The sequence below is a fragment of the Salipiger thiooxidans genome (genome assembly GCF_900102075.1).
In the GTDB taxonomy this organism is placed as follows: Bacteria; Pseudomonadota; Alphaproteobacteria; order Rhodobacterales; family Rhodobacteraceae; genus Salipiger; species Salipiger thiooxidans.
Map to the genome: position 1 here is coordinate 1 of NZ_FNAV01000030.1, position 26,416 is coordinate 26,416.

General features: G+C 65.3%; 9 protein-coding genes and 6 pseudogenes. 4 read left to right on the forward strand and 11 right to left on the reverse strand.

Going from position 1 to position 26,416, the window contains the following annotated elements; genetic code table 11:
* Positions 1 to 273 (reverse strand): annotated as a pseudogene (locus BLQ77_RS25930) (IS481 family transposase); the annotation flags it as partial.
* A gap of 772 nt (positions 274 to 1,045) precedes the next feature.
* On the opposite strand from BLQ77_RS25930, the pseudogene BLQ77_RS29925 reads away from it, so the two are divergent.
* Positions 1,046 to 1,171 (forward strand): annotated as a pseudogene (locus tag BLQ77_RS29925) (IS5/IS1182 family transposase); the annotation flags it as partial.
* 41 nt (positions 1,172 to 1,212) lie between these two features.
* On the opposite strand, the pseudogene BLQ77_RS25935 reads toward BLQ77_RS29925, so the two are convergent.
* Both BLQ77_RS25935 and BLQ77_RS25940 read right to left on the reverse strand, forming a co-directional pair.
* A pseudogene (locus tag BLQ77_RS25935) lies at positions 1,213 to 2,472 on the reverse strand (IS256 family transposase).
* A gap of 151 nt (positions 2,473 to 2,623) precedes the next feature.
* A pseudogene (locus tag BLQ77_RS25940) lies at positions 2,624 to 3,683 on the reverse strand (IS5 family transposase).
* Positions 3,684 to 3,753: 70 nt separating this feature from the next.
* Between BLQ77_RS25940 and BLQ77_RS28310 the strand changes: the two are divergent.
* Both BLQ77_RS28310 and BLQ77_RS25950 read left to right on the forward strand, forming a co-directional pair.
* Positions 3,754 to 3,858: pseudogene (locus tag BLQ77_RS28310) on the forward strand (IS481 family transposase); the annotation flags it as partial.
* A 342-nt stretch (positions 3,859 to 4,200) separates the two neighbouring features.
* The gene (locus BLQ77_RS25950) at positions 4,201 to 5,262 is read left to right on the forward strand and encodes a hypothetical protein (RefSeq protein WP_089964021.1); all 1,062 of its coding nucleotides are present in this window, start codon (positions 4,201 to 4,203) and stop codon (positions 5,260 to 5,262) included.
* A gap of 97 nt (positions 5,263 to 5,359) precedes the next feature.
* Here BLQ77_RS25950 and BLQ77_RS25955 read toward each other — a convergent pair whose 3' ends face one another.
* Genes BLQ77_RS25955 through BLQ77_RS25995 form a run of 8 tightly spaced genes read right to left on the reverse strand, consistent with a single transcriptional unit; the run spans position 5,360 to position 25,628 of the window.
* Positions 5,360 to 12,238 (reverse strand): FG-GAP-like repeat-containing protein, encoded by a 6,879-nt coding sequence (locus tag BLQ77_RS25955; RefSeq protein ID WP_089964022.1) that lies wholly within the window; start codon positions 12,236 to 12,238, stop codon positions 5,360 to 5,362.
* Between the two features lie 28 nt (positions 12,239 to 12,266).
* Positions 12,267 to 14,309 (reverse strand): hypothetical protein, encoded by a 2,043-nt coding sequence (locus BLQ77_RS25960; protein ID WP_131822063.1) that lies wholly within the window; start codon positions 14,307 to 14,309, stop codon positions 12,267 to 12,269.
* Positions 14,306 to 15,685: a hypothetical protein gene (locus tag BLQ77_RS25965; RefSeq protein ID WP_089964024.1), complete on the reverse strand. Its 1,380-nt coding sequence runs from the start codon at positions 15,683 to 15,685 to the stop codon at positions 14,306 to 14,308. The genes BLQ77_RS25960 and BLQ77_RS25965 overlap by 4 nt, the downstream gene beginning before the upstream one ends.
* Positions 15,682 to 19,530: a coiled-coil domain-containing protein gene (locus tag BLQ77_RS25970; protein WP_089964025.1), complete on the reverse strand. Its 3,849-nt coding sequence runs from the start codon at positions 19,528 to 19,530 to the stop codon at positions 15,682 to 15,684. Before BLQ77_RS25970 ends, BLQ77_RS25965 begins: the two co-directional genes overlap by 4 nt.
* Complete coding sequence (locus BLQ77_RS25975) at positions 19,527 to 20,942, reverse strand: hypothetical protein (protein WP_131822064.1); 1,416 nt, start codon at positions 20,940 to 20,942, stop codon at positions 19,527 to 19,529. The genes BLQ77_RS25970 and BLQ77_RS25975 overlap by 4 nt, the downstream gene beginning before the upstream one ends.
* A complete protein-coding gene (locus tag BLQ77_RS25980; protein WP_131822065.1) occupies positions 20,936 to 22,078 on the reverse strand; it encodes a hypothetical protein in 1,143 nt (380 codons plus the stop codon). The genes BLQ77_RS25975 and BLQ77_RS25980 overlap by 7 nt, the downstream gene beginning before the upstream one ends.
* On the reverse strand, positions 22,069 to 22,605 hold the full coding sequence (locus BLQ77_RS25990; protein ID WP_089964029.1) for a hypothetical protein: 537 nt from the start codon (positions 22,603 to 22,605) through the stop codon (positions 22,069 to 22,071). Before BLQ77_RS25990 ends, BLQ77_RS25980 begins: the two co-directional genes overlap by 10 nt.
* Positions 22,605 to 25,628 (reverse strand): hypothetical protein, encoded by a 3,024-nt coding sequence (locus tag BLQ77_RS25995; RefSeq protein WP_089964030.1) that lies wholly within the window; start codon positions 25,626 to 25,628, stop codon positions 22,605 to 22,607. Before BLQ77_RS25995 ends, BLQ77_RS25990 begins: the two co-directional genes overlap by 1 nt.
* 295 nt (positions 25,629 to 25,923) lie before the next feature.
* On the opposite strand from BLQ77_RS25995, the pseudogene BLQ77_RS26000 reads away from it, so the two are divergent.
* Positions 25,924 to 26,392: pseudogene (locus BLQ77_RS26000) on the forward strand (IS110 family RNA-guided transposase); the annotation flags it as partial.
* Positions 26,393 to 26,416: the final 24 nt, after the last annotated feature.

Here is a 26,416-nt window from a genome sequence, read left to right on the forward strand (position 1 = left end):
CTGAAGGGCATAGAGGCAGTCATCAAGCGGCAGCAGCGTGTGGCGCCGAAACGCGACGATGGCCGCCTCCTCAGCCTCCTTGAGGACCGTCGAACGTGGCTCCTTTGGGCCGGTCTTTAGATCATCGACCGTCTGCCGTTTACGCCACTTCGCAACCGTCTTTGGGTTGATCCCCAACTCCCGGCTCAGCGTCGCGAGCGAAGCTTGCGATCGCTGTATTGCTGCTCTGACGGCGTGCGTGGTCGTGGCGCTTCCGTGACGAACCTGTCCCATAGGGCATCCTTCCATTCCTTCGAAAGGATCACACCATCAAACCGTGGGATCAAACACCTAGATTTGCGCAACAACGCCGCTTGTGACGCCCAGATACCATGCTGGATTCACATAGTGGATCCCGTCACCGGATTTTCACAACCGAGCCGGGGGGGCATCTCCAACGGCAGTTGAGAAGTAGGCAAACTTCGCTATTATATTCAATAGTGTTCGGATTAGGTTTCACGGGAGAAAATAAATGCTTTATCTTGGGAGATTTTCTGTATTAGTCACTGTGATAGTCAGCTCCTTCTCCGCTAGCAGTGCGCAGGAGCTGAGTGACACTTCTGTTCTTCGAGATTTAGACGCACTACACGCTGAGATTTCAGAGCTCCGAACTAGGTTGGAACAGATGGAATCTGACATTTCGTCAGTTTCGAACCGTCTCGACGACGTGCCGCAGAATGCTTCAATGTGGGCGCAGACATTTCAGAAGAACTTTGACGGAGTAGTAAAGTGGACAGAAATTCCTTCCTCCGATGATGCGATTTATTGCGCATTGTCACGTGTAGATGACGATACAGGTTCTGGGAGCTGTATGGTGCGCCGCAGGAATGGCAGATGGGAGTACATCGCAGGCGGCACCTCCAGCGTAAACCATTGCGAAGTTATGTGTCTTCGGTTGCAGGTAAAGATTGAATAGGGTTCCGCTAACGGGCTGCCGAAAAACTCCGGCTTCAACGCACATCGCGGAACATGATTCATCGCCACCACGGCAGGGACGGTGGTAGCGATGTGCGGATCGGGCGAGGTTACGGGATCACTATTCAGCTACGTCAATCTCGCGGAGCGGATTTCGGCGCGCCACTCGCTTCGCAAGATCAGATCCGTCGTCAAAGATGCGCCGCGCTCGCCGGATGGCGTTGTGAGTTATGGCTGAATTTGGGTGACGTGGCTTGATCAGGCGGCGCGGCTTTCCTCGGCGTCAGCCAAGGCGACACCGTCAGTGAATTTGACACCTTCGATCACGCGCGGCAACTGGTTCCGCCCGTTCAGCTTGCGCCATTTCTGCGACGCGGCTCTGACCAGGCTGAAGATCATCAGCTTCGCGGATTTCTGCGATAGCGCGCCCTTGATCCGGACGGTGCGGTACCTGACGGTAGCGAACACGCTCTCGATCGGATTCGAGGTCCGCAGGTGGTCCCAGTGCTCAGCCGGGAAGTCGAATGCCAGCAAAGCAACGATGTCCTTTGTCAGGCAGGCAACGCCCTTAGCGTATTTCACGGCGTATTTTTCCTTGAAGGTCTCGATGGCCGCGAGGGCCTCAGCCCGGGTTGCGGCATGCGATATGTTGCGCAGGTCCGCGGCGGCAGCTGGCTAGCTGGATTTCGGGAAGTGGTTGAGCACGTTCGATATCTTGTGAAATCAGCAACGTTGATGGCGCGTGCCGGGGAGGACCTCGTCCATCGCTTTCCAGAAGCCGAGGGCGCCGTCGCCGACAGCCAGTTCCGGCTCGACCGCCAGACCGCGGGCCTTGAGATCGACCAGCAGTTCGCGCCAGCTCTGTGCGCTTTCCCGAACCCTGACCTGAAAACCCAACGGCTCCTTCTTACCCTCCGGTGTTGCCCCACGCACAACCAGCATGCACTCGGCCACGGGCTCCATACGGGCCTGCAGGTAGACGCCATCCGCGCAGATATAAACGTAACGTCGGGCAGAGAGATCGCGGCGCTGCCAGCGGTCGTACTCCGCCTGCCAGCCCGCCGTGAGCCGCGTGATGGCGCTTGGCGACAGGTTGGGCGCATCCGCTCCGAGGAGCGCGCAGAGCGCCTCCTGGAAGTCTCCGGTGGACACGCCGCGCAGGTAGGGCACCGGCAGCAGTGCATCGAGAATGCGCGCCCATCGCGGCAGAATGCTCGAGGTGAAGCGGATCTTCTTTTCGTCGGGCACGCCCTTCGCCCTGTCGCGGACCTTCTGGCGCGGCACCGGGACAGGTCCGATCCCGGTCTGGATCTCGCGCTCGGGGCCCGTGCCATGTCAGACGATGCGCTGCCGACCATCAGGCAGAAGGTCGTCGGCAAATTGCGCGACGAAACTCGCCGCTTCCGCCTACAGCGCAGCGGCCAGCATCTGGCGCGCGCCTTCACGGGCGATCTCGGTTAGCGGGTCGAGGATGGTTCCGGGCTGGCGCAGCGGGGTGATCGTGGTATCGTCAGACATAGGAATATCGTTCCTTTTGGAAGTTCTGGCAGGCTTGGACACCCCCCACGATATGCCGCCTTCTCAGGCTCCATCACCCATTTTCAGCCATAGCTCTGGCGTTGTTGGACAAATCAGCTGGTGACCGCAGTCCCCCTTTCCCCAGACACACCTATCCTGCGGCCACGGTGATCGGGATGCCGAGAGCCGTGAAGCGGTTCATGACCGCCGCGCGGGTCTGGACCTCTGCCACCTGGCGGTCGAAGTCCCGTGACGTCAGCCGCTAGCCGAGCTGCTTCACGCAGTTCATTCACTGACCGGCAGGGTATTTCCGAAGGAAATATCCCGAGAGGTTTCGTTTCGTCCCGGCTGCGGCGGTGGTACCCGCTCCAGTTCCCCCAGAGCGCCCTGCCCAGGTGCTTTGACGCCCGCAGGATTTCGTTGCGCGCCCGGGCTCCGGCGGTGTCCGGTTTCCATGGCCTCGCGGTCCGCGTCGGCGGAATGACCGCTGCCGCGTCACGGGCGGCGATGGCATCGTGGCAGGCGCGCGTGTCATAGGCGCCGTCGGCCGTCACCGTGGCGATCTCCTCCTCCGCCGGAATCTGGGCGAGCAGATCTGGCAGCATCGGCGCATCCACTGCCCGGCAGGCGCATGCGCAGCATGCTGCCGAGAGGGGCCGACATTGCTGGAGGTGACTTCGACCGCCCGGATCTCCAATGTTTCCTCGTCGATCCCGAGGTGGATCTTGCACCAAATCCTGCGTCGCGGGCCGCCATGCTTGCGCGTGTGCCACTCGCCTTCGCCCTCCACCTTGATGCCGGTGCTGTCCACTAGCAGGTGAGGCGCCCCCTTGGAGCCGCGATACGGGATGGTGACGTCCAAGGTCTTTTGGCGACGTGACAGCGTGCTGAAGTCAGGCACGGACCACCCCAGCCCGGACAGTTCCAGCGGGCTCGCCACGAACCCCGTCGTCTGGCGGAGCGGTAGCCCGAGGAGGACCTTGAGGGTGAGACAGGCCTGGATTGCGGCGTTGCTATAGGTTTGCTGGCGGCCGCGCCGCCCGGACGGCGCCGCTTCCCAGTGCATCGAGGGATCGAACCACCCTCTTGGGACATTTCGTGCCGAAATGCCCTGCCGGGCAGGGGACGGCCAGCGATCCGCGCCGCATCAGCGCCTGATTGTAGCTGCGCCAGCTGGTGGTCTTGTAGGTCGGCTTCGGAGGTCTGCTCATGCTGGCCGGCTAGCATGCTGGATTCACGAGATGAATCCCCTAGATTTGCGCAACAACGCCCGGTCACATCATCAACGGGCTCACACCCTACGAGTACATCTGCAAGATCTGGACTTCAGAGCCGGACAGATTCATCTTGAACCCGATCCACCAAATGCCGGGACTGAACTCCTAAGGCGCAGAGCGAACCGACCTGGACGGAAAAGCGCGCGTCACATTTCGGGCGCGCGGCCACTGTTTCTTCTGCAAGCCGGCGCTTGAGCGCCTCGAGCCGTTGGATGCACTCGTCCAGCAGCGGCTGCTGCTCGATCACGCCCACCCCGTCTTGCCCCATAGCGCCCAAGGGCGCGCCCGCAAGAAGGCTTGCAAACAGCGCCAGTATCAAAGATCTTTTGAACATGTTCAAAACGCTCCCATTGTATTCAATCCCTTTGGGCGCAAGCTTGGGCCGATCACGGGGCGCCGCCCGAGCCCCTATTGGTAAGCACTCCTGCCGGCAGCGGAGGGAACACGTGGGATGAAACGAGTGCGGACCGGCCTGATCGGTGCATTGGCGGCCAGCGCGATGGCACCGGCGCTTAGTGCGCAGGAAGCCGGCGGCCTGCTGTCGCGTCTGGCACAGCTGGAAACGCATTGGGCCGCGCCGTGGACGGCTTGGGCGGAAGAGTTCGCAACGAGAGACATCTTTTGGTTTTCGTACACGCTGTCGCGCATCGCAGTCGAGCACCCGTTCGGCGGCAGCGCGCCGCGGGTCGAGCGCTGCGGGCGTTTGCGGATCGAATTAGGCGGCGACAAGATCGACTGCGCCATCGCCATCTATCAGGGCGGCACGCCGGCGCGCTGGAGCTTTTACCGCTTCGTCACCGACCTGGATAGCGACCGCATCTGCGTCAACCGCGCCACCCAGGGCGAGGCCGACTGGACAGCCTGGCAAGACTGCAGCGACGACCCGATCGAATGGGTCTACCCCGCGCGCGAGACCTTGCAAACGGACGGCAGTATCGTGTCCCGAACGCAGGCGCTCGCCGAGGTGGGCCAGCCATTCCTACGCGCCTTGCCCCACGCCACGCCCGCAAGCCTCGCCGACAAGCTCGAAGCGCTGGAACGCACCGCGCTGGCGCATGACACCTTCCAGAGCGAAATGGCCGCTGGCCTTGGTGGGTTCACCTGCAACAAGACGCTCTTGCGTGCTGCGGCGGACACTGCGGGGCTGCCGACCAATTTCGTGGACATCCAGGCGCTCACCGAAAACTGCCTGGACGCGCTTGCCGACCACGTGGACGCGGGCGGCGCGCTGGACGTGATCGTGCCTGGTCGAGAGCGGCGCAGTTGCGAGGACGCGTTCGTGGACGACTTGGTCCCCGGGATGCGGACGATTGTGTGCGAACTGACCATCCAAGACACGGATCGTGCCAAGCCCCATCGGGAATACGTGACCTATGAGCTCATCGTCGCAGACGACGCGCCCAATAGACAATGCCGTGAGTTCAGAGTGGTCAGCATCGAAACGGGTACAGAAACCGGGTCCAAAGATCCTGCATTGGATTGCATTGCAGGCTTTTTCTTTGTTTTGGAATAACCGAATGACGCCCCGCCGTTTGCAGCGATCGACGCGCACCGTAGCGGGCACTTTCTTTGACCTTTGACGCCCGCGTCGGTGCTGTTAGTCCCAAGGGTTAATCCCAACGTAGAAGACGATTGTAATTCTTGACAAATTCTTCTGGATCCACACCTGCGTCCTTAAACTTCTGCAGTGTTTTGGGGCCCGAAAAACGCATGATCCTTATGTTTTCCAAGAACAGCTCAGATTGGCCTTTGGAAAGCCGTCCGGCGCCCGCTTTGACCTCGGCCACATAATTCTTGCCATTACGGATAATCGCGTCGTCGATTCTTACAGTTCTCCCAGTCTCAAGGATAGCGTGCAGCTGGGAGCCGATATGCTTGTATTCTTTCTTGAAGTGTTTGGTCGCGGCGTCCTCGGCCAACTTCCCTATGCCTTTCGGATCCACTGCACGTGAAACGGTAGCAAGTCCGATAGCCTTATCGCCGTACCGCACCGACTTGATCGTAGCGCCCACGCCGCCTGGGACGAAGGGGGCGGCGGCGGCGAAGATGTCGGATGCGATGCCGATGGCGTCGATGGCAGCCGAGCCATAGTTGCCGACCTGAAGGTTCTTTTGCAACTCGTAGACGCCCATGGCCACGTTGACCACGTCCCAAACAGTCTCGGCGATCTGTCCCTTCGGGTCGATGAAGGCCATTGGATTGTTGTTGGCATAGCCGTAGAGGTTGCAGCCCAGCGCGTCCTCGACGCAGAGCTCAGGGTCAGTCAGGAAAGCGCGGTCGGGCGTGATGAAGCGCCCCAACCTGGGATCGTAGTAGCGCTGTCCGAAGAGGTATAGCCCGGCGCCGCCGTCATAGAGCTCGCCTGCGAAACGGTGGTGCGCGGGCGCCGTCGGCGGCTCGGCGCCGGGAGCCAGCGCAAGGGCCTCCCGCGCGGGGGCGCCGTCCACCAGGGGCTCGGTGCCGTATGGGCGGTAGATCATCTGCTCCACCGGGTGCCCGTCCGGGTCCATCAGGTAATCGGTGGAGGTGATGTGGTCCTTGAGGAAATAGAACCACTTGCCTGTGGTGTGCTCTAGCTTCGCCACGCGCAGCGCGCCCACGTCTACGTAGCTGATCGCGGCGCCCTCTTCGGCGAGCACGCCGTCGCTCAAGGCGCGCGTTTGGCGGTAGGTCTCGGTCGGCGTGAAGGTAACGCGGGCTTCGGGAGTCTCGTCGGAGCAGCTCGGGTGCGGCGGATCGGGCTCCGCCCTGGGCTCGGTCCAGACGTAGGTGCGGTGGCCCTCTTGGTTGTAACCGTAGCGGATCAGCGCCGCAGCCGTCTCGACCAGCGCGAGCCGGCCGAAGGGGTCATAACTCGTGCGCCGCACGCAGGGGCTGGAGGACAGCCCGCCGAAACCGTCGAAGACGTAACGAAGGCCCGCGGTGCTTCCCGGCAGCAAGGCCGAGCCGGCCACGCGTGTCGAGCTAAGATCCAGCGAGCCCGGGTCAAAAGCACTGTTCTGCATGAAGGCGCCGGCGGGTGTGTAATCGTAGCGGAGCGCCTCGCCGTAGCGCTCTGCCGCGGTTAGCTGCCCTTTGACGTCATACGAAAAGACCCCGCTGCGGTCGATCAGCCCGCTGCCCGCGGGGCGCGCACGTCGGTCCTCAATCCGGGTCACGAACCCCGCGCCATTGAAGGTCAGCCGTAGGTCCTGCAGCCGCCCCTCGGGTCGCGAGGCGCTGGCGGCCACGGTGGTGACGATCTCTTCCAGAAACAACGTGGCGGGATCGAAGCCCAGCTGCGTGGCGTGGCCGTTGCGGTAGACGATGTCGGATACCTGCGCAGCGGGGCTGTAGCCCAGCGCCTGTATCACAGCCTGAGGGGCGCCGTCGCCCACGGCGGCATGGGCGACGCTGACCGTGCTGAGCCGGCCGTCCGGGCCGAATGAGAACAATCCGTCCAGCCCGCCTGCGCCGCGGTGGCGCGACAGGCCACCGTCAAGCGCGTAGGCGAACCGCTCCGTATAGCGTTGCATGCCGATGGACACGTCCGTGCGCAGGATCTTGCCGCGGGTGTCGTATTGCCAGCGCTGCACGGTGCTGAGGTCCGGCTCTGATGCGTCGGGCCGGTGGTGGTGATCGAAGCTGAGCACCTGCGTCGGCAGGCCCAAAGGCTGCGGAACCGCGCCAGGCTCGGGGGCGCCACTGGTCTCTGGCACGTCATAGCTGAGCGCCGCGTAGCGCCGCATCGGTGCGCAATCCTCTGCCTCGCAGCCCATGTCGCGCGTGGTGCCGCGCAGCGCGACCACGCGGTCGAGGAAGTCGTAATCGGTCTCCACCATCCGAACGGCGTTCCCCGCTTGGTCTATATGCGCGCGCTTCACCGCACGGCCGCGCGTGTCGTAGGCCACAAACATCTCGCCTAGGCCGGGCACCGCCTGGCGCTCGATCTGGCCCGCGCTGTTGACCGCAAAGCGGCGTGGCGCGCCGGCCTCGCCTGGCAGCGTGAGGCTTTGCAGGTGGCCGCGCAGGTCGCGCGCGAAAAGGGTGACATCGGGAAAGCTCTTCCCATCACCGATCGAGGTCGCCTGAACGCCGAACGCGTTCTCTATGCGAGTGCGATACACGGTCTTGGGACCGGTGGTATCTTCGTAGCGCTCTGTCCAGGCTATGCCCCAGGGGCCGTAGGTGGTGTCGCGTCGCAGCCCCGATGGCTCGATCTGGCGCGCGAGCCGACCCGCGGCGTCGTAGGCGTAACTGATGCGCGCGGCATTCGGCCCGGCGCCGAGCGGGATCGTCCCCGCCTCGAACAGCTGCGCCGCATTGAAGCCGCCCGCATCGTCAAGCATGAAGGGGGTGTAGCGATAGATCACCCGCCGGTTGGGGTTGTACTCCAGAAGGCTCAGCACGCGCACCCGCGGCGTGCCGTCGCTGCCAAAGGCGGATGCCGCGTTTTCCAGCTCTGCCACCGGGTCGCCGAAGGCGTTGAAGGCGCTCAGCCGCTCGAGCCAGGTGGCCTCGCCTGCCGGCGCCGCCCCGTCCGCGTGTCTCCTCACCCGGGACAGCACCAGCGACGGGCGGCCCGACACACCGATGCGGTAGGCATAGCGCGAGTCAGATCCCACGCGCTGGTCCAGGTCGCAGGCGAGGCGACCGTCTGAGGCCAGCGCGCCAGCGGTCTCGTATTCAGATGTGCGGCGGCTGAGGCTGTCGTAGCTGAAGCCTAGCACCCGCCCCAGCGGCGTCCTCTGGCAGACCGGCAGCGATCGCACGGGCCCGTCCGAGGCATAGGCCAGGTGGGTGACCTGATCGCGCCCGCGCGGGCCCGCCTGATCCTCAGCAAAGCGCGTGTAGCTGAGCGGGAGCACGCCCAGCACGTCGTAGACCACGGCCTCCTGCAGGTCGCGCCCGTCGCCTTGGCCCACCACGTTGCCGAAGGCGTCATAGACGTAGTTGCGGCGCAGGACATAACCGGCACCGAAGCCTCGGCCCAACTCGGCTGGCGCCTCAACCAGCGCGCTTAGCACGCGCACGTCGTGGCGCACGGGCCGAGCAGCGGCGGCGGTGGGGTTGTAGCTGCGGCGCTCAAGCGACAAAAGCGCGTCCTCGGCGTAGCCCTCCACCCAGGGCGCGCCCTCGGGCAGCTGGGCGTCCGTCTTGATCAGGGCGAGCCGGCGTGTGCTGCGTACCGCGTCCAACACGCCGATGGCCTCTAGGCCCGGGTCGTAGTCGGTCTTGTCGCGAAGCGCGCCCGCACGGGTGGCCAGCGCCGCCCCCGCGCCCGGGGGCTGCACCGCGTGGCCCGCGATCAGGCGGCTGGCCGAAACCTCGCGGTTGAAGCCGTCATGAGCGAAGCGAACAAGTTCTGTGGGCGCGGGGCAGGTTAAACCGGGCGCGTCTGGCGGGAGCGTCACAGGCGCCGCCGGGTCCACCGCCGCGATCTCCCCTCGCTCAAGCAGGCGCAGAAACTTGGGCCGCTCGCCGCCCTGCGCCTCTGCTGCGGCGGGGACGGCCTGCCACACCGAATGCACGCAGGACAAAAGGGCTCCGGGCTGGGCCACCGCTGGCTGGCCGTCAGGCGCGAGCAGCGCCGGCAGCGCAAAGCCCGGCCCGTCTTGGGTGGCCATGCCCACCACGTCCGGGTTCAGCGTGGCACCTGCCAGATTCAGCACATAGTTCAGCTGCAGCTTGGGCCGGCCCGCCAGGCGCCGCGCACTCGCGGCTGGCGCGGTCCCGTCGAAGCTGGTGAAATGCGTGACCGTCAGCCGCGAGGCCTGTGTGGGCGCGATCGCGCCGCCCAGCGCGTCATCGGCAAACACCCGGCTCTCCACCGTCTCGAAGCCCACGAACTGGCGGTCGACGCTGTCATAGGCCGGGTTGCGGTAGGAAAACGTGCTGACCTCGATGTCGGCGGTCGCGCTGCGGCCGTCCTTGCCGGACAGTACCATCTGCTTGACCAACGTCACCGGGAAGTGCAATCCGCGCAGCGCGGTACCGCTGGTATGGGCCCGCGCGGCCAGCGCTTCGTCGGTAGAGGTCACGTAGCGCAGATCCTGCGTACGCCCTGACGAAAAGGCAAGCCGCGTCATCAGGTTGGCCTTGGACACCTGCCGCGGCCCGAAGCGGTTGAAGTCAATCACCACGATAGGCTTCACTTCGCCAGCGGCGGGGTTCTGGAAGATCAGGATCTCGGGCTGGCCATCGGCGTCCAGATCTGCCACCCGGGAGCGGCGCACGTCTTGCACCCGCTCTGACAGCTCAAGCCGCAAGGGCGCCTGGCTGTAACTGCCATCGCCGTAGCCCACCCAGATCAGAAGCTCTGTCACCGTCGCCCCAATGGTGGCGAAGTCCAGCACGCCGTCGCCGTTGATGTCGGCGTTCCAGAAGGTCTCTACCCCCGTCTGGGTGGGGTCTGGCATCCCGTTGATTTGGGCGAAGACGCCCATCCCGTCGCAATCCGCATTCGCCGCATTGGGCCGACCCAAGGGCGCGGTGGCGGCACCGAACCAGAAGCGGTCTGGCGCGGGCGAAAAGACCTGGCCCTGGTTCTCAAAGACGCAGAAACCGCCCGGCTGGAAGCGCACGAGATCCGGCAGCCGGTCGCCGTTGACGTCCGTTAGCCGGGTGCGTTGGCCTGCGGCTAAGAGGTCGGGCTCGGCGGCAAAGCCCATCGGCGCGGTCATCTGGATGAAGTCGACGGAACCGGGCTGGGTCAGCTGCCCGTCCGCCCCCCAGCGCGGCGCCTGGGAGGTGTTGAGGTAGAGCAGCCATTCGGCACCCGCCTCGCCGCCTGCGCGCGCGGTCAAGATATCTGTGCGCCCGTCGCGGTTCACATCCACCAGCCGCGCCCGGCCCTGGGTGAAAGCGCCGACGCCGAAGGCCTGCACCCCCACCGCGCGCCCGATGTAGCGGTGGCTGCCGTCGGCCTGCCCGTCGTAGACATGCATCTGCCCGTCGTTCGTCAGCTCCACCACATCCGCGAAGCCGTCCCCGAAGATGTCCGCGAAATGGAACGCCGGGTCGCTGAAGACCGGGTTAACGAGGGTGTCACCGCGCCGTAGCGCGAGCGGCTGCGCCTCGGCGCGGAAGGCGTCTTGGTCCAGCGTGCCGCGGCCCAGGTAGACTTTCGCGTCGGAGGTGGCGCTGGACTGAACCACGTCGATCAGCGAGTCGGCGTTGATGTCAGCAAGCTCCAGCGTCTCGAAACCGAAGCCCTGCGCCACCTCGATCCCCTCGATCGCGTAGGCCAGCTGGCGCGCTTCTAAGCCGCCCTGCGTCCAGGTCGAGTAGTCGAAGCGCAGATCCGGCAGCTGCGCGGTGTCTGCGCCAAGGACTGTGCCGGGGTCGAGCGCCCCGAAGCGGTAGAGCGCATGCAGTTGATCCAGCACGTTCAGCGAGGAGGCGCCCCGCGCCTGGGCCAAGCGCTCTGTCAGGTCGGCCTCTGCCTGGCGCTGGCAGTGCGGCGCGGTGCGGATGGCGAAGTCGTCCGGGTCCGCCTGCGCACGCCCCAGGTAGACAAAGCACCATTGCTGCACCAGCCCGCCGTCAAAGCGCGCCTGAAGCCCCACCGTCAGCGCCGAGCCCTTCTGCGCCACGCCTGCGCTGTGGGACACCCTGCCCGGCCCCGCCTCGCCCCGCTGGAACTGGTAGACGCTGCGCCCGCCCGCAAACACGACCTCGTCGACGTAGCTGTAGCCGTCGCGGCGCGCATAGGCGTAGCGCAGGGTCTCGCCGTTTGGGTTCACCTCTAGCCGCAGAGGCCAGCGGGTCACCAGGCCTGGCGCGCCCTCGGCAAAGGCCGCGCCACCGGAAAAGAACTGCCGCGTGCCGTTGGGCAGCCGGACCTCGAAGCCCGCACATAGCGTGACCGGCAACAGCCGCTCTGGCTGGTCCTCCGCCGGGAGTGGCGGGGGCTCCGGCATGGCGGCCACGCCGCAGTCGGGCACCGCGCGCAGCGCCTGGGTCTCTGACGCCAGCCGCGGCAGGTTCGCCAGAAACAGGCGGCGCGGCTCTGGGTGGTAGCGGACCTCTATGTGATCTTCTGACAGTACAGGCCGGTAGAGCAGCGCGCCGCTGTCGGCCTCTCGGCCCATATAGGTCAGACGCACCCCGTCGTAGCTGAGGCCCGAGTAGAAGTCTCCATTCGGGCGGAAGCCCGGAATGGGCGTGCCGAGGTCCGTATTCAGCGCCACCGACGGTACACTGAGCCGCCAGCCGGCGCCAAATCCGCCGCCCGTGTCCCCGTTGAACTGATTGTATTCAAACGTCAGGCTGGGCACGAAGCCACCGCGGCTGGGCAGCGACGGCAGCGGCAGCGCGAAGCGCGCCGCGCCTGTTGCCGCCGACAGCTGCAGCGCGCCCTCTTCCTTGGTGACTGTCCCGCCGGCCTCTGGCAGCGCCACGATCGAAGAGGCGGACTTGTCCTGCGCCGCTCCCATTTGCGCGCAAAGACCCGCCCAGAGGCAAAGCCCAAGCACTCCAAGGCATCGTATCGCCGCCGCAAACCTCATCCCGCGCCCTCCCCTTCCTGCTCCAACATTATGGCACCACGAGCGTCCCCGCGGACCCGTCGCACAATGTCAGCGCTCCCGGTTCTGCAGGGTCGCGGGTGATCAAGATCTCGGCTGTGGTCCCTTGCGAGAGCTGCGCGGTACAGTCAAACGCGCCAAAGGCGCTCAGCCGCAGCCTTGCCTCTGCGCCGTCTGACAGATCCAGCGCGCGCCCCTGGCGCTCTGTTTCGGGCTCAAACGTCGTCTTGTTTGCCGTGATGTGCCCGCCGCGGGCGGCGATGGCTGTCGCGGCCCGAAGCTCGATCTGGCGCAGCTCCGCGATGGTCGCGGAAAGGTTCAGCGCTGAACCGCCAGCGCCGTGCGCGGCGATGCTGGCCTTGCCTTGCGCGCTGCCTGTCAGCTGCAGCTGCGCGCCTTCCTGCGCGCGCAGGCCGGCCCGGCGGCCGTTGATCAAGCTGTCATACACGTAGACCTCGCCGCTGCAAACGGACACGGGATAAGCCGGCGCGTCGCCCTTTGCGTTGCCGATCTTCACACCACCAAGCGAGACGCGGCTCTCACGGGCCATCAGCGCGACGCCAAAATCCGTGTTGGGGTTCGTCTGTTCAAGCGTAAGCCGGTGCAGCCGGAGATAGGGCATCGCGTCTACCAACAGCAGCGGCAGGTATGCGCGCGTCGGGCAGGGAATGTCGCTGCTGAGGCCGTTGATGGCCCGGGAGGGGCCGCGGATCACCGGCGTGCGCGCGCCGTCTTTCCCCAGAGGTTCGCCCTCCAGCAGGACGCGTTCGTAGCGCCGCCCGCCCGACACCCGCAGCGGGGTGCCGAGTGTGATGTCCTGCGTCAGCACCACCTGCAAGCGGCTGTGAGATTGGAGGCATCCACTGTCGGTGTTCGGCCCCAGCAGCGCAGCCCGCAGCTCGGCTTCGGTTGCGACCTCAACCGTGCAATGCCCGGCGGGCACCGGCGGGCAATCCACCACATGGCGCCCCACCGTGGCCTGAGCTTGCCCCGGATCCGCATCCAGCCCAAGCGCCGCCACCAGCGGCCCGCAATTGGAAAGTACCAGCTCTGCTTGCGGGTCATAGCGCCAGGTCAACTGGTCCTCGCCGAAGTCGGACGCGCCGGCGCGCGCAGACAGCGGCGCGGGCAGACGAGTGCCGAAGCCCAGATGCATCCGCTTGGCGGGACAGTCCCCGACTGGCTCCGACCCCAGGCAAAGATCCAGGGCCGGCAGCCCGGTCAGCCTCTCGCGGCCCTCCCCCCCCAGCGGGGTGGGATCGAGCTTTGGGCCCACCTCGCCGGTGAGCATCTGGCTTAGACCATCCTCGGCTTGTTTGCGCTGCTCGGCACTTGAGAAGATCTCGCTGACAGGCGTGCCGTTGATACGCCAGACGGGGATGTCCACCGCTCCTGGCCCTTCGCTGACCAGCGGGTCGGGCGCGAGGCGCAGCACGTAAAGCACGTCACTTGTGGCGGAGGCGTTGTCGGGCGCGGTCCAGCCGTAAGATTCCGTCCAATGCAGGGTCCAGCGCCCGCCGTTGGACTCTAACGACCCTGGGAGCTGCCCACCTGCGCTGCCGCAGGTTAGGTTGATCCGGTCCGCGCCCTCCGGAGGCTGCGCTTCCAGCGGGTCACGCGCCGCGGCGCGCTCTATCATGCCCAGCGCCGCCACCAGCGCCCGGCAATTGTCGGGCACGGCATACAGGCGGTCGTGGACAGATAAGGCCCACCAAACGTCGCCGGCGTCGTCGCGCCAAAAACGCAGCGGGGCGTCCATCGGAAAGCCGCCCGCAGGGACGGTCACGCCCGGCGCGCACGGCAGCTTTGGGTGCTCTGACTGCTCTAGCACCTCTGCCAGCAGCTCCTTTGCCTCCTCCGGCGAGGCCTGGGCAAGCGACCGCGCCGCCGCCTCGTTTTTGCAGCCAATCAACTTGAACCGGGCCTTGCCGTAAGCCAAAGCGTAGCTAGGCTCGGCGTCCTGGCTCGGGAGCGCAAACTCCAGCTGCGGCGCCTGGGCCTGCGCCGCCCCCGCCCCGCAGAGCGCCCAAGCCAACAGCAGCTGCCACCTCATGGCGTGCCCCGCGCATCCGCCCAGCATTGCGCGGCTTGCTCTGCCGTGGCGAAGGGTTGGGACGCTTTCAAAATCTCTTTCACCACATGCACGCCGGAGCAGAGCTCGACCGCATCTGCCCCCCCCCGCAGCGTCCTGTCCTTGTTCACGCATAGCGGGTTGTCCTTCATCGGCGGGCGTGCGCAAGCCTCGACCAAATCAGGCAGACTGCGCTGGGTCAGAAGCTGGCAGGCGTAGATGCGGCACATCTTTTCCAGCTGCCGCTCTTGCAAAGCGGTGCGGTTGATGGCCTTCTCAATGTTGACCAGAAGCGTGTCCGCCCTTTTTACTCGGTTCGGCCGCTCGCTGGCGTCGCTCATCGCGCGCAATTCGGCGCTGAGCATGTCACGTCCTTCCTCGAACAACGGCAAGAGGTCGGCCCCGTCAGTGGGAGAGATGTAGAGCCGCGCGCGCCAGCGCTCGTACTCGTCCAGAACCTGGTTGGCTGTGACGCTAGCGGACTCGTAGCGTTCGGCAATCTCGTCATAGCGCTGCACCTCGCGCCGGTATTGCGCGTTTAGCGCCTCGTAGCGGCGGGTCACCTCTTGCGCGTCGTGTTTCAGCTCCTCGATCCGCCGGGCAGAGCTTTCGCGCACAAGAACCGCCTGCTCGAGCTTACGGGCGAACATCGCCGCAGCGCGCGAACGGCTGCCGCCGAAATACTGATCCACGGTCGCCTTCACGGCTTCGTCCGCGATGGCGTCGCGCCTGGTCGGCGCCACCGGAGCCAACTGCCCGCAGGCCACGTCATGGGCCTCGCCGTTCAGCACGGCCCCGGGGGCGTAGAACCCGGTCATCTCTTCCAAGCGCGCGGCCAGAGACAGGTTGGGGTCCACTGGCGTCGTCGCCTCGTAATCGATCAGCGCAAAGCGCCAGTCCACCGCGCCGAGCTCTGCCAGCGCGATCCGCCGCGCCCGGCACACGGCGCTTTCGGCGACAAGGCGCGGCGCCTCGCCCGCGTCGGGGTCCAGCGCATCCAGGCGGCCCTGATGCAGCACGGCTTCATGGGCATAGGCCAGGCCGCTCAGCAGCGCCGCGAATTGCTGTTGCGCGGGCGGCAGGCCCAGGATCTGCGCCTCGGCCAGCAGGTCCTGCACTGCGGCTAGCTCATCCAGGCTGCGCCCGTCCTCCGGCACCGCCTGGTGGTACAGGCAGACCGCGCGCTCGAAGGCCACGAAGCGCGACACATCCAGCGACACGTTGCAATTGTCGCGCGCCAGGATCGCGGCCCGAACGGTGTAGCTGTTGGCGGCGGCGGTGGCCGTCTGCGCCGGGGTCCGCGCTGCGGTGAAAACGGTGAGCGCCGCGCTGGCGGCCAGGGCGATCAGCTGTCTCATGCGGCGCTCGCGAAGACGAAGTACAAGGTGATGACGGATCGGTCATGGGCGCAGTCGCTGGGATGGGCGTCGAGCCGGTAGTCGCCAATGAGCGGCGCGCCCAGATAACGCAGCCGCGACTCCGGGTCGTTGCGCGGCCCGCCGCTTGGCGGGAAGGTCCGTATGGCGAAATCGCTGGACCAATAGCTGAGAATCTGGTCGATCTGCGCGTCCTCGGTCGTGCTGCGCAGGAAGGTCTGGGCCTTGTTGCGCGGCGGCCCGATCACGAGCTCGGCGGCCAAGTCAGACGCGCCTTCAGTCACGGGGCGGAACACAATGCCCGAACCCTGGTGCGTCAGCGTGTAGCGGTTCCGGCGTAGACCCGCATTGCAGCCGTAATCAATCGCCGCGAACATATCCACCAGCGTCATGTTCTGCCGGTTGTCCAGCTTGGCAGGGTCCCACAGCACCAGGTAGCCCGCGTCGGCCATGTCCTGCACGCTGCGCACGCCGGGCGAGAGCTGGAAGTCAACAGAGCCCGTCTGAGCCAGCGACTGCACAAAGCCAGAGCCCGAGGGGATCGGGATCCGCGTCATGTCGATGTTGATCTGGCGCTCGTCAAAGAAGCGCTGGTAGTCCACCGCGTCGGCCAGCGCACGCAGGCTATCGCCAGAGGTGATGTAGGCCTGCGGCATGGACGGGTCGTCGCCGATGACCGTCAGCACGGTGGCGTAGCGCCTCCACATCAGATGATGCAGCCGGTTGCCCAGCTCGAGGTAACGCCGCTTGGTGTCGATATAGTCGGGGATGCCGCGCAGCACCTCTGACAGCATCTCTTGCGTGGCCAGGAATCGGTCGCGTCTGGCCTCGGGATCATCGATCTCGCTGAGCAGCTCGGTCATGTCGGTCTCGCGCTCTTGCACGGCCGACAGGTAGACCGCAGTCCTTTTTTGCATCTCTACGTCGAGCGCGCGCCGCTGGCGCGTCAGCTCTGCCGCTTCGCCCACCTGCGCCACGAGTTCTTCGGTGAAGCCCGTCTCTGCATTGATTCGGTCGGTCAGCTGCCGCATCTCTATGTCGTTGAGCGCGAGCAGTGCCTGCTCGTGCTGGTCGCGCAGGATCTCGATCTCGCGGGTAACGCCCTCGGATTGCTCTGCCAGCCCTTCGACCTCTCGCTGCGTGTCCTCGACCAAGTCCTTGCGCCCGGTCACATTCTCGATAAGGCGCGTGAGCATCCCGTTGTCGGTTCCAAGCCGCGCCTCCTCGTCGTCGAGCTTGGTCAGCGCCAGCCGATGGTTCTCAATCGCTTTCTGGTGGGACTGGATGCCTAGGCGCAGCTGGCGAATGTCATTGTCCAAGAGCGCCGTCTCAGAGGCCTGAAACTCCAGCACGCTGCGCAGCCGCGCATGTTCGGCCGCGAGCCCCGCCACGTTGCTTGCGCGCGTCACGACGCCGGCCTCGCATTGCAAGCCGATCAAGCTGCGGTTGATCGCGGCCTGAGCAGAGGCGCTCTGCACCCCCGTCCGTTCTCGCGCCAGCTGCGCGCGGGTCTGTTCGAACGCGAGGTCCTTGATCACCTGGTCCATCGAGATGTTCTCGAGCGCTTGGTTGAGCTGGAGGATCTGCAGCTGGAGTTGGTCGATTTGTTGCTGCGCCGCGTTGTCGATCTGGCGGAGCCGCATCACACGGTCAATCTGGTTTCGCAGCGCGGCAACGGCTATCAGCGCGTTGTTTTTTCCATCCGGGACCGAAGTGTAAACCCCACTCGAGAGTCCAGCTGCCGCAATGGTCACATCGGGCAGAGCCGCGGCCCCGACGAGCGTCATCTCAGCGAGCTGCAGCATTTGTTGAAGGACCTCGACGTTCCCGTTGAAGTCCCGCAGTTCGCGTTCGACAAAGCGCAATTGGGCCTGCACCTCGGCCCGCTGGGCGGCCATGTCGCCGCGGCGGCGCTTTAGCACGGCGAGCTCGGCGTCGTAGATGTCTCTGGCCAGATCGGCCTGGGTTCTTAACCCCTCGCAAAGCCCGTCGTCGTCGACGCGGGCGCGGGCGGAGTCGAGCGCTCTTTGCTGCTCGTCTTCCAGGTCCACGAAGAAGCTGGCGCGGTCGTCGGCGACCACGCATTGCAGCAAAAAGGCCTGGTAGGCGAGCTCTGTGTCCGCCAGCTGGCTGCGCAGTTCGCAGATCTCTGCGTCGATCTCTTCTTGCAGCCGGATTGTCTGCGGCGCCGGGAAGTTGCAGGCGTCTGCGCCGTCCATAGGCGTGATCGGCACGGCGTCAGTGATGAAGGCCAGTTGCTGCTCGATCCCGCAGATCTGGGCGAGCGTGACGTCGCGCTTGCGTGCGCTGACCTCTGTCTTGGAATGTTCGATGCGCGCGATGGCGGCCTTGTCGCGGGCGATGCGAAACTCTTCAGCCTCGATTTGGTTCTGCACGATCAGGCGCTGGTTGGCCACGTCCTGCAGCTGGGTGGCGTTCGCCTGCAACTGGCGCTGGTACTCGATCACCTGCCCGTCGAGCGCGTCGATCTGCAGCAACAAGTTCAGCCGCAGCACCTCAAAGCTGATCTTCCAGCGCAACTCTGCGCGTAGGTCGGTGGCGCGCTCTTTGTTGAGCACGATGAGGTCCAGCTCCTGGCGGGCCTCGATCAGCTCTTGCTGGCCTTCCAGCTGCGCCACCTGGCGGGCCAGCGCCATCTCCAGCTCGCGCACGCGGCGGCGGTATTCGAACGTGTCCTGCTTCTGGCCCAGCGCGTTGACCTGGGCCTCGATGGCGTTGGCGCCGACCTTGGCCTCGGTCTCGAGCTTGCCGATCTGGTGCGCCAAGAGGTTAACCTGCTGGCCGCGCACCAGGCGCTTGGCGTCCTCTTCGCGGCTGGCTTGGGCATCGCTGGCGTTGGCCCACAGCTCGATCACCTCTTCGATCCTGGCCTCCACTTGGCCCAGCCTGTCGGCGGTCTGCGACAGCCGCGCGCGCAGATCCTCGAACGAGATCGTGGTAAAGGCCTCCGGGTCGATATTTAGGAACAGGTAGCCCTTGGCCAGGCTGTCGCGGCGGGCGCGCAGATCGAGCTCTAGCTTCAGAAGATCCGCGCGCAGGTCGTCGTAGGTGCTTTCGCTAGGCAGGTCGAGCTTGATCTCGATCAGCGCCCAAAGCGCCTCTTCGTATTTCAGCCCCCCGAAGGCCAGGTTGTCATTGCCGTCTGCCGCGGTCTGCACCGCGGGGTCCAGCGCCTGGCTCACCAGGTAGTTCAGCCGCTGCATCCGCGCCTCGGACAGTGTTTGGTACCAGATGTCGCCTTGGCTGATCAGAAGCTGGATCTTCAGCGCGCTCAACGCCACCTTTTGGCGCACGAATGTGCGGAAGCGCGCGAGGTCCTCGGCCTCTTCCGCGTCTGCTGAGGGGCTGGGCTGGGTCTGGCTGCGCAAGAGCGCGTTCAGGCCGCGCTCCACCAGCGCCAGACCTTCCTCGGCGCTTTGCTGGCGCGCCTGGGGCGAGATCACGCTGCTCGCTTGCCCGATCCCGGAGCGCGCCGACAAGAGCACCAGATCAGTGGCACGAAAGAGCTTCTCGCGCGTAAGATGGGTATAGCATTGGTAGCCGCAGACCAGCGGTGGCCAGTTCTGCGCGTCCGGGTCGCAGCTGTTCATGTACAGCTCTAGCTCGGCCGAATACTGCGCCATCTCGGGGAGGTCGGCCCGGAAGTTCGCGATCTGCAAGAGCGCCACCAAGCGGTCGGCCTCTTGCCCGGCCTCGTATTCCGACAGCGCCGCGCAGGACCGCGCGGGCGCCTCCTGCGACCAGGCCGGCGCCGCCAGCACCACCACGGCGAGCGCCACGCGGAGAAGCGCACCATACGCGTTCATCGCTTCAGCTCCCACAGATAGACCTTAGACAGGTCGTTCAGTTGCCTGGCGAAGGAGGCGATGTCCTTGCTGCGTTCCTCCTGCTCACGCAGTCTGTCTACATAATTCAGCAACGCTTGCAGGCAGGCCCGGAAGGGGCCTGTGACAGCACCTCGTGCCGCAGCGATAGCCGTAGCGTCGGGTTTGAGCGGGCCGAAGGCGGGCTTGACCAGACCGCCGTCGACGGCGAGCGGCGCGCAATCGTCCACAACCTTCTCCGCCACAGCCAGCCCGGCCTCCTTTTGGGCGACAAGCTGGCGCTGCGTGCTGAGCGCGCCGAACTTGCCCAGAACCTGGTCGATCTTTCTTTGAAACTCTTCGCGCAACTCTGCCCCCTCCTGCACAGCCGCGTCGTTGCCCGTTGACAAAAGATCTGAAAAACCCTTCGCCTCGTCCAGCGCCTCTAGCGCGGGTTTCAGGCCAAAGCGGTCGTCCCTGGCCAAGACCAGCACCGCTTTGGTGCTGGCCACATCGGCCAACAGCTCGTCCACCAGGCGCGAGGGGATCGACACGGACATCTCATTGGCCATGCGGGCAAAGTCGCGCGCCTCGTGGCGCATCAAAAGCTGCGTCTCGCGGATCTTTTCGCGCACGGCGGCCTCGATCTGGGACTGGATGCGCAGCCGCAGCTTGGCCAGGGTCTCGGCTCGGCCCTCAGGAACGGAAAAGGCGCAGGCGGCGCTGGCGGAATGTGCGCGCAGGCGCTCAGAAAGCGCCTTTCGCCCGGCCTCGAGCGCGGTGACCGAGGGCGGCAGCTGCGCGAAGAGGCCGCGAAGCCGATCGAAGGACAGGACGAATCGCGCGCCCTGATCGCCCCCGAGGTCCTGCAGCCGCACCAGCAGCGGGCATTTCACGCGGGGGTCAACCGCCTCTAGCGCGAAGAGCGCGTTGATCGCAAAGCTTTCGGAACGGGCGATGTATTCCCGCAACGCCAGCGCCCGCAGGCTCTCCGCCGTGATGTCGTCGGTCGGCGCGAAGAACTGCAGCTTGCTGAGGTAGATGTCCGCCATCGCGCGCCGCTGCAGCAAAGTGGCGCGGTCGCTGGTTGCGATGACCAAGCGCTCTGACGCCGGGCGCGCGGGCTGGGCGGTCGAGGCGCTTTCGCCAACCGTGGGCGGCAGCGGGAAGTCCCCGCCATGATCGGGTGGCGGGAGCGGGTCCGACGGAGTTTCGAACGCCGTGAAGCGCAGCTCTGGCAGGGCCAGCACGCCAGAGAAATTGGTGCCCCAGACCTCGACCCAGGCGGTGTCGAGCTGCGCGATCGTGTAGCGCGGGGCGTCGAAATCGGACGGGATGCTTTGGGCCTGCGCAGGCGCACCCATTAGACCCACGGCCAACAGCGCGGCGGTGCATATCCGGGTTAGTTCTAGCAAAACCACACCCTTTCCCGCGCAGCAGGTTCCTCGCACAGGCCTGTCTCGGCGCCGTAGGCCTGCCACTGCTTCTCTATCTCGGTCAACGCGTCACCCGCGGGCGTGGCCTCCGCGGCGGTTTCGGCCACAACCGCGAGGGTCTGGAAGATGTGGGGCTCTTGCGCAACGCCTTCTGCTTGCGCGAGGGGGATGAGGTCGGCCCAAAGCGCGATCTCTTCCGCGGAGATCACGTTGAATCGGCCCAGCAGCGCCAGCAGCTTCATCCGCGCCGCCGCGAAGTCCTCGGCGCTGGTTTCTTTTACGGCGTCTTCGAACGCCGCCGCGTGCTTGTTGGCTGCGTTCAGCCCCTTGCGCACGTCTTCGGCAAGCTCATCCAAAAGCTCTGCCCCGCCCTGCTCAGGCACGCCGATCAGCTCGCCTACGATGTCGGATGCTGTGCCCAGCTTGCGCGCGACCGAGCTGCTTTCGATAGCGCGCAGCGCGATCCCGGTCTCCAGGTCTGAGGCAAGGCCGGAAAAGCGGCGCAGGTCGCTGGCGAGCGTCTCAAAGTCGGACTTCACGCTGCGTGGGGTGTCGAGGAAGACCTCCGTCATGTAGGACCGGGCGATCCCAGAGGCGAGCTCGCCCAGCCGAGCCTCGCTGAACCCGCCCTGCACGCAGCCTGGCTGCGCATCTATCAGGCCCAGGATCTTGGTCGCGTGGTAGACCCGCTCGTATGAGCCCGCCACGCCAAAGCTGCGCTCGTCATAAAACAGCTCGCGCTTTTCCTTCAGGTAACGGCTAATCCGGTCGCCGGCCAGGCGCGCCAGCTCGCAGGCCGAACCGCGGGCGCGTTCTTGCCGGTAAAGCGCGAAATAGGCCGCGCCGTGGAAGTAATCGATCTCGGTCGCCGCAGCGCCGCTGAGGGGCGCGTAGGCCAGCACTAGGTCATGCGCGCCGCAGGCCAGCGCCAGTTGGACGTCAAGCTCTGGGCAGGGCGTGCCGCTGCCGGGTGCAGCGCCGGCGGCCCCGCATTGCGCGACCAGCGCGTCGCAAGCCTGCGCCCGGGCCGCCCCGCTGGAAAGCCCCACGGCGAGCACCAGCGCCGCTCCGAGCGCCAGGCCGCGGCGCAGGATATCGCGTGGCGCTAGTTGCATTCCAGAGCGTCAGCACCCAGCACCGAGCGGCACGCATCGGCGTAGTCGACAAAGAGCACGCGGCAGATCCGATGCAGTTTGAACGGCGGACCCAGTGCGGCGTAGGTGGACGCCGCATCCGCGCCGTACATCTTGCGGAACATCAGGTCCACCTTGTGACGGTACTGGGGCGAGATCCCCGCCTGTGGGTCCTCGTAGGACCATTGCGCCTCCGACAGCTCGTCCCCCATGGAGCGGATGTCGTCCGGATTGGCCTCTACGCCGAAGTATGTCAGTGACACGCAGTTCGCGATGGCGCGCTGCTCTGCGGGGTCCAACAGCCTACGATCAGATTCGCGGCCATAGGCTTCGCACAGCGCGCAAGGCGCTTCCTCGGCAAAAGCGCCAGCCTCGCAGGGGTAGATGCAGTTGTCCGCCCCTGCAGGCAGCGCGGCCCACGCCAGACCCAGTACGAACCCAGCCCCTAGAAGCCCGCGCCGCCGCGCTCGCGCAAGAGTGCGATGCGATGCGATGATGCAGTGCTTCATTATTGTTCCTCCTCCTCGTCAGAGTTCTCTGGCGCGCCTTCTTCGGCGGGCTCGTCCGCCGCAACGGCCACCGGCACCGGAACGGCCACCGGCACCGGGTGTAGCCTGTAGGCCAAGCGGAACCCGGTGATCGGATCGCCCAGCCGCACCTTTGGTTTAGCTGCGTCACCCCGCTTGTTTTGGCCGTCTTCGGGGTCGGCCGCGCGCGTCCTGACCTCAGGCGCGGAATCAAATCCGTTCTGCGTGCGCCACGAATAGCGCTCAGGCCCCAACTGCGCCCAGGCGCCGGCGTAAAAGCCGTAGACAGCCGCGGCGTCGGCCGCGCCCGGGGTCTTCCGCACCGGCTCGCGCAGCCCGCTCATCCCGCCGTAAACGTAGACATCGGGCTGCGCGCCCCGCCCGCACAGCTCATCTAGAGCAGACCCGCCGACCGCATCGCAGCGCGGGAGCCGATCGACGTCTTGGACATCACCCGGGGTGCCCGCGATGCCCAAAAGCCCGCTCAGCGCGGCGAAAGCGGTGTCTTTTTCAACCAGGCTCGCGGGGGAGAGGGCAATCGCGGAGGCGCGCTCGTGCAAATCGGTAATGGCGTGCAACGACGCATAGTCGCCTTCCAGGTCGAGCGCCCCGGCGGCGTTCACCGGGTAGCCTCGGGAAATGGCAAGCATGTCCTCGAGGCTGGGCAGCGTCACCGACTGCGGTGCGCATTTGCGCGCGCCGTTGTGGCCGCCGAAGCCTGCGACCCAGTTGGCATACGCCTCCACATCCGCCTCAGAAGCCATCGCGATGGGCTTGGACCAAAGCGTCTCTGTGCGCAGAACGCTGGGCGTGGCGCCGATGTTGTTGACCATCGCGCCCTCCCAGTAAGACCGTAGCGCGCGGCAGAAGTTGACCGCCCGCCCATCTAGAACGAAGGTGCCGATGTTCTGCCCCGCTGCGCCGCAGACCCAAGGAGGGCTTGGCTGAATTTCAAGCACCAGATCTTGCGCCTCCGAAATCAGCGGGGCGTTGGGCGCGCTGCGCGTGGCCTTCTGGGTCGTTTCCAGCGCCCATGCCTCACGCTCGACTTCGCTGAGGTTCGGATAGTTTTCCGGCAATCTGGGCGCCACGGGCTGCTGTGGGTCCTCGCGATTGCCTAGGTAGGTTTCCAACGCGCGCAGCGCCAGAAAAGAGCGCAGGTTGCACAGCTGCTTTTCCGCTGCGCTGCTGACACGGTAGGATTCGGGCGACAAGCAGGCGTCGACGTGCCCCTGGACGGATGCGCGGCCCTCCCCCTCGGTCAAAAGTCGCCGCGATACCGCTTGGAAAAAATACTGGAAGCCGTCGAACTCGCGCTGGACGTCGGCTTGATCGGCCTTGGCCACGTTGCGCAACACGGGCCAGAACCTGGGCCGCGACGGCGCCTGCTGATCCGGGAACATCCATGGCGCCAGCTTCGTCCCGTAGAGCAGCTCTCGGCCGGCCTTGGTGTAGGTCAGGAACGAAGTCCAAGCCCCAATTGTGGCTTCTGTCTGAGCGACGTAGCTGCCCGCACGGCGATCCATAAGCACAAAGCGCGTCATCGGGTTCAACGCGGGGGACTGTGAGGCGCCCGCGGGGCCTGGCATTTCAAGCAGCAGCGGCGCTACCTCACCGGTGTCCAGCGCGGCGCGAAAGCGGCTGTCCTCGGGGATTGCCATGCAGATCTCGGGGCGGTTGCTGCTGAGATCCAGATCAAGCCGCGTTGGGGCCGCAGGCGGCGCGGATGCGCGCTTTGCAAAAAGCATCTGCAGCACTGGATTATTTGCAAGAGCGAGGCTCGCGGCCTCCTCCGCCAAGTCCACGGCTACGTCGCCCTGGTTTATCGCAACCTTCTGGCGCGTCAGCAGGCCCATGCGCGCCTCCCTGTGGCCGAAGCTCTTGTAGCTCGGGGTCCACGCGTCGCCCAATAGTCGCTGGAACAGCCAGCGCGGGACGGATGTCACGCTATGCGCCTCGACCTTAACTGGCGGCGCTGGCGGCGCAGGGATGACGTGCTTGATCGGCAGGAACCCTTCCAGGATCGCCGCGGTCGGGTGCACGTCGAATAGAAACGGCGGCGCGCATAGATCCGGCTCTGCCGCCCGCGCGCCAGAGCCGTCCGCGCAAGCCGAGATCCAGGCAGCGTCGGCAAGATTAGTATCCAGCTTCAAAAACGTAGGCCTTGCCAACGCGGCGTCGTCCGCTGGCGGGTCTGGCGGGTAGCGGACCAAGGCCTCAGACCCGTAGGGCACCGGCCCGTGAAGGCTGCCGTCCAAAGGAAAAACAACCTCGCGCGTCTGGCTGGGCGGCAGCCAGTTACCCGCCGCCGCCACCTCGACCGGATCCCCCAGATCGATCACGGTGAAATTCATGTCGGACAAACCTGGGCTTTCGAACAGCAGGCCACTGCTCAAAAGCTGCGAGACCGCGCCGCGGTCACGCATAAGCACAGCCGCCCGGTCCCCCAGCCTGCCAACTTCCCATCGCCGGAAGACAAGCCACGCAGGAGCCTCTTCGACCGTCACCTCATAAATGAGGAGGTTTTGACACTGCTCGCTTTCGGCGAGAAGGACGCGCCAGAGCAGTAGCAAATTGTCTCGCTGAGGGATCGTTCCGACGTTGCCGTCGCAGGCATTCGCCTCGCCTGCAATCCAGCTATCAAGCTCCGCCTCTGTGAGCCATGTGTCGGTTTTTTCGACGGGCACTGGCGCCACACGACCATTTGCATCTCGAAACAGGGTCTCGGCCGCCCAGGCAGTTTTTATTCCCGCGCCCTCTACCTTATCGCGAACGCCAAGCAAGTACCAGATTGGGTCGCCTAGTGACTTGCGCGTTGCGGGCGCCTCGGCCTCGCCCGGCGCCGCGTCAGCATCCGCCCGCGGCAAGTTCACTATCTCTAGGGTGTAAGGCCTGGGTCCGACAAACTTGACCTTCGCTTTGAACGTGTTCAGCGACACAGCTTCGATAGACCGCGTCACGGGCGTCGTTGAGCCCTCGGGCGTGACCGAGTAGGTCTTCACCACGGTCTTTCCTTGGCCCAACGGGCTGCGCGGATCTGCACAAAGAGGCACCGCTGCAATTGCCAGAAGGATACCTAGGAGAATTGAATGCACTCGCATTATGAATATCTTCCAAATTTATTTAATCGGAAGTGTTGCGAATAATTGGGCATTTTGCAAAAGAAAAAAACTGGCGATTAACAACCAATGCGGTGGCACGGGTAGCGGTCCCTCCGACCGGCTCTGATGCTGTAACCGCCCCCCCGGCGGCATCGATGTGCCAAGGTGGGATCGCAACAATCCAAACTGGTAGGCGGTCATGTCGGAGATTATCACGGTCGGACTGGATCTGGCGAAGAATGTGTTTCAGGTCCACGGCGCTGACAGCAAAGGCAATGCTGTCTTACGCAAGAAGCTCAGAAGGGCGCAGGTGATTGAGTTCTTCGCCAAGTTGCCGTCCTGTCTGGTCGCGATGGAGGCCTGCGGCGGCGCGCATTTCTGGGGGCGGGAATTGTCTAGTCTCGGTCACGACATCAGGCTCATCCCGCCCGCCTATGTAAAGTCGTTCGTCAAGCGGCAAAAAAATGATGCGGCTGACGCCGAGGCGATCTGCGAGGCGGCGCAGAGACCGAATATGCGCTTCGTGCCCGTGAAGAGTGAGGAAGCGCAAGGAGCGAAGCGTCTTCCGCGTCCGAGAGTTGCTCATCCGGCAGCGAACTCAGGCCACCAACGCGCTCCGCGGACACCTCACTGAGTACGGCTGGGTCGTGCCACAGGGGGTGACGAATGGCGGTCGAAGTCCCGCGCCATGA